The organism is Roseiarcus sp. (genome assembly GCF_052145395.1).
Classification (GTDB): Bacteria; Pseudomonadota; Alphaproteobacteria; order Rhizobiales; family Beijerinckiaceae; genus Roseiarcus.
Window position 1 is genome coordinate 1 of the sequence record NZ_JBKQOT010000786.1, and the last position, 4103, is coordinate 4103.

The window sequence follows — 4103 nt, forward strand, 5'->3', positions numbered from 1 at the left end:
GGCCCGGTTCTTGAAGCGCCAGCTCTCGTTGCCGGTCTCACCAACGCAGATAAGCCATCAAACCGAACACGCGCCGTCTATGCGCGCTTTCTCGCCGCCGCTAACACGCGGACCTATGCCGGGGATACTCAGGCGTTAAGTCAATCAGATCGCAGAATTTTGGCTTATGGCGCAACCCGCGCATGCAGCCTAAGATCGCTCTCCGGCGTATCGTTCTCGTTCGTCGTGGGCCATGGGAGAGCTCTCGGCAATGGTAGGCGAGTGGTGGCGAGAGGCCGTCATCTATCAGATCTATCCGCGTTCGTTTCAGGACACGGACGGCGACGGCATCGGCGATATCGCGGGGATCACTCGACGACTCGGATATTTGGAGCAGCTCGGGGTCGACGCGATCTGGCTCTCGCCGATCTACCCGTCGCCGATGGCGGACTACGGCTATGACGTCAGCGATTACCGCGATGTCGATACGGTCTTCGGCGATCTCAAGACGCTAAAGACGCTGATCGCGGAGGGGCGCCGTCGGGGAATGAAAGTCATCCTCGACTATGTGCCGAACCACACCTCTGACCGGCATCCCTGGTTTCTCGAGAGCCGCTCGCCGCGCGCCTCGCCGAAGCGCGACTGGTAGGTCTGGCGCGATCCGGCCACGCATGGCGGGCCGCCGAACAATTGGATCTCCCATTTCGGCGGCTCGGCCTGGACCCGCGACGGCGCGACGGGCCAATACTATTACCACGCCTTCCTGCCCGAGCAGCCGGACCTCAACTGGCGCAATGCGGACGTCCGGCGTGAGATGGTCGACGTTCTGCGGTTCTGGCTCGAGCTCGGAATCGACGGGTTTCGCGTCGATGCGCTCTCGGCCCTGTTCGAGGACGAACGCTTGCGCGACAATCCGCCGAACCCCGCCTGGACGCCGGCCATGCCGGAGAGCAAGCGCCAGTTGCCCGTCTACACGAGCGACCTGCCGGAAGTGCACGAGGCGGTGGCTGAGATGCGCGCGACCCTGGACGCCTATCCTGACGGCGTGTTGATCGGCGAGCTCTACCTGCCGATCGAGCAGCTCGTGCTCTACTACGGCAAGGACGGCAAGGGCGCGCACCTTCCCTTCAATTTCCATCTCATTTCAACCGCCTGGACGGCCGCCTCGATCGCTGCCCTCGTGAAGGAGTACGAGGCCGCTCTCCCGCCGGGCGCCTGGCCAAACTGGGTTCTCGGAAACCATGACCAGAAGCGCATCGGCGCCCGGCTCGGACAGGCTCAGGCGCGACTTGCGGCGATGCTCCTGCTCACGCTTCGCGGCACGCCGACGATCTACTATGGCGATGAGATCGGGACTCCGTCAGTCCCCATCCCCGCCGAGGCCGTCTGCGATCCGGTCGAACTTCGGGAGCCCGGCCTCGGGCGAGACCCGGCGCGAACCCCTATGGCCTGGGATTCCTCGCCGCACGCGGGCTTCAGCAAGGTGAAGCCGTGGCTGCCCCTGCACGCCGACTGGGCGACAAGGAACGTCGACGTCATGAGCGCCGACGAGCATTCGATTCTCACGCTTCATCGCCGCCTGATCGAACTGCGCCGGAAGCGCTCGCCTCTTCGGCTGGGCGGCTACGGCGGGATGAGCGCAGACCGAGATTGTCTCGTGTTCGAACGGACCTTCGGCGACGAGCGGATCGTGGTCGCGCTCAATTTCAGCAGCAAGTCTGTGAAGAGTGATCTCATTCCAGTTGGCGCTGAGGTCCTGCTGTCGACCCGCCTCGATCGCGAGAATTTCGTTGCGGACGGGAGGCTTCGCCCAAACGAGGGGGTTGTGCTCGTGGTTGAGAGGAAAACTTGAGCTTCATGGCGAAATGCCCGGGTACGCGCTCGATCCGATTTTCGCCTTCGTCGCTCCCCGCGGGCGGCCGCCCCCACAAGCGGTGGACACAATCCCGGAGTTCGTCTCTCGAGCCACCGACCGCTCTGCGCGACGCTAACGCACCCCTCCGCATCGCCGCGTTGGCCGGTTTGTGGCGCAATCTCTCTGTTCCGCCAATGCCTGCTTCACTCTCGACCTATTCCTTCGACGTCGGCAGGTTATAGCTGCGAAAGAGACGACCGGCACGGCTCATTGCTTGATGCCGACATGACTGCCGATTCGCTCATACTGCTGGACCGCCAACTCAAGCACGGTGAGAGCGGTGCGCCAAGATCTTGGACCTCCCACTGACGGGCGTGACTGTAGGTCAGCGTGGGTCCGAAAGCCGATCGGCGTCGGAACACTCTGAGCGAATTGACTCCGATGGGGTCACTCCCCGAGCCGACTTACACCCTTTAGCTTTGCGCGGTCTTCTGCGCCGCCTCGATCTGCTTTTTCACTGGCTCAAAAGCGGCAGTAAACACGGCAGTGGTCAGTTGGGCTATGTGACGGCTATCGCTGACAACCGCTTCAACGCCGTCCTTGATCAGCCTCTGCTGCAATTCTATGAACTCTGTCGGGCTTTTCACGGCGGAAAGCGCCTGGATGGCAGCGGTCAGATTCTTGGCATTTTTTGTCGCCAACTCCTGATACGCCTTGGTCAACTCCTCAATAGCGGCTCTCGAGGCGTTGCGGCTTTCGCTCAGAGCGTCCGCACTGCCTTTAATGATCTTCTCTGCGGCTTGGCCGCTCTTGACTACCGCTTCGGCGCTGGCATCAGCGATCTGTTCACTGGGTTTTTTAGCCATGGCTGGAAATCCTCCACATCTGAGGTCCGATTGTGACCTTACGCTGTAACCGGCGGCGAAATGGTGGCAAGACTCGCAAATTTCCTAAGTCCAGGGCTTTGGATGAGTTAGGCCTCGCTGCAGCCATTCGACAAACTGTTCAAGGCTGAGAATTTGCGCACGGCCAGTTGCTCGCGATCACGCTCTTCGTTGGACAACGTGACAGGGCCCATCAAAATGTGGACATCCGCTCCGCGCCAGCGATCCTTCAAAGCCTTTCAATAATAGTTGCACATCGCAGCTTGCGCGTGTTGATCTGCATCAACCGCGCGCCCTCACTTCGGCCTGAAGCCGGGCGTCCTCGCCAGAGCCACCGATCCCAGCCGAATTGTCATCGGCGGCGGCGGCGGCGCAGCGGGGTTCGCTGCGGCGGACATGCTTCGCCGCCAGGACTATCAGGGTGACATCGTCATGCCGAGCGACGATGCCTCGCCACCGGTCGACCGGCCGAATCTATCGAAGGACTACCTTGCGGGAAACGCGCCCGAAGAGTGGGTCCCGCTCCGGCATTGTCAGAGTAAAATCTATACTGCCTGCCCGCGCATCAAGGCGGACCGGAGCTCTACTGTTTTTGCTCACGAATTAACAACGCGCTCCGCCGGATTCGACGCTGAAAATCGCCTATACTTATTTGCCTTGATAATGCCGGCGCGATCGCTGATCCATTCGCCGGACGCGGTGATCCACTCGCCGGTCGAGATGATGGCGGCGTGGCCGACCACGGTCACCAGATCGCGATGTCCGCGCGCCTTCGCCCGGAGCACGCAGAAGCCGTTCTCCGCGTTGTGGAACGTGACCCGCTCAACGAGGCCTGCGAGCACTTCTTGAGTCGATGATTCCGACGTCGGCTTCATGTGGGCGGCAGGATCGCCTGTTCTCCCTTCGCGCGCCACGCCGCGGATTCGCCCCGCGGGAGGCGTCTCAGATGCCTCATCCTATCGATTCACTTTCTCGGGCGTCATCGGTATAATCGACATTCCCTGGAATGGTTCGACGCGGCGACGATAATCGCCGACTTCGTCGGGAGTACTTGCGCTCATGAAGGAGAATAGGTGTTTGAAATGATCTCTCAAAGGACCGGAGAAGAAAGACAGGTGGAATACGACCGCAGCCTTGGCGCCGGCACGACGCGACAAGTGAACGCGGAAGAGATGCTGTCTGAATTGAAGCGCTTGCTGGAGTCCTCAGGGCATCCGCCCTTCACGTCCCAACCGTCCTCACCGTCTGCGTCGATCGTGTCCATGTCTCCTTCAGCCGCTGCCGAGCCTCAGCAATCGACCGACTTCGACAAAGCGCACGAGAGCGCTGGCGATTTGAGCGCCGACGGATCGCTGAAGCGCAGGCCGGCGGACCTGCGCGACACT

2 protein-coding genes and 3 pseudogenes are annotated in these 4103 nt (G+C 61.5%); 3 read left to right on the forward strand and 2 right to left on the reverse strand.

Translation table 11 applies throughout. From position 1 onward, the window contains the following. The first annotated feature begins 250 nt into the window (after positions 1 to 250). Positions 251 to 1831, forward strand: a pseudogene (locus tag ACLP25_RS27080) (alpha-amylase family glycosyl hydrolase). Positions 1832 to 2307: 476 nt separating this feature from the next. On the opposite strand, the gene phaP reads toward ACLP25_RS27080, so the two are convergent. Further along, a complete protein-coding gene (gene phaP / locus ACLP25_RS27085) occupies positions 2308 to 2700 on the reverse strand; it encodes a TIGR01841 family phasin (protein WP_442472205.1) in 393 nt (130 codons plus the stop codon). A gap of 357 nt (positions 2701 to 3057) precedes the next feature. Between phaP and ACLP25_RS27090 the strand changes: the two are divergent. Continuing rightward, positions 3058 to 3246 (forward strand): annotated as a pseudogene (locus tag ACLP25_RS27090) (pyridine nucleotide-disulfide oxidoreductase); the annotation flags it as partial. A gap of 143 nt (positions 3247 to 3389) precedes the next feature. On the opposite strand, the pseudogene ACLP25_RS27095 reads toward ACLP25_RS27090, so the two are convergent. Further along, a pseudogene (locus tag ACLP25_RS27095) lies at positions 3390 to 3593 on the reverse strand (YrrC family ATP-dependent DNA helicase); the annotation flags it as partial. A 198-nt stretch (positions 3594 to 3791) separates the two neighbouring features. On the opposite strand from ACLP25_RS27095, the gene ACLP25_RS27100 reads away from it, so the two are divergent. After that, a partial coding sequence (locus ACLP25_RS27100; protein ID WP_442472206.1) for a hypothetical protein occupies positions 3792 to 4103 on the forward strand: 312 nt, incomplete at its 3' end.

Excerpts from the sequence above, each read along its gene's own strand:
- phaP (WP_442472205.1), bottom strand. The coding sequence starts at position 2,700 with ATGGCTAAAAAACCCAGTGAACAGATCGCTGATGCCAGCGCCGAAGCG.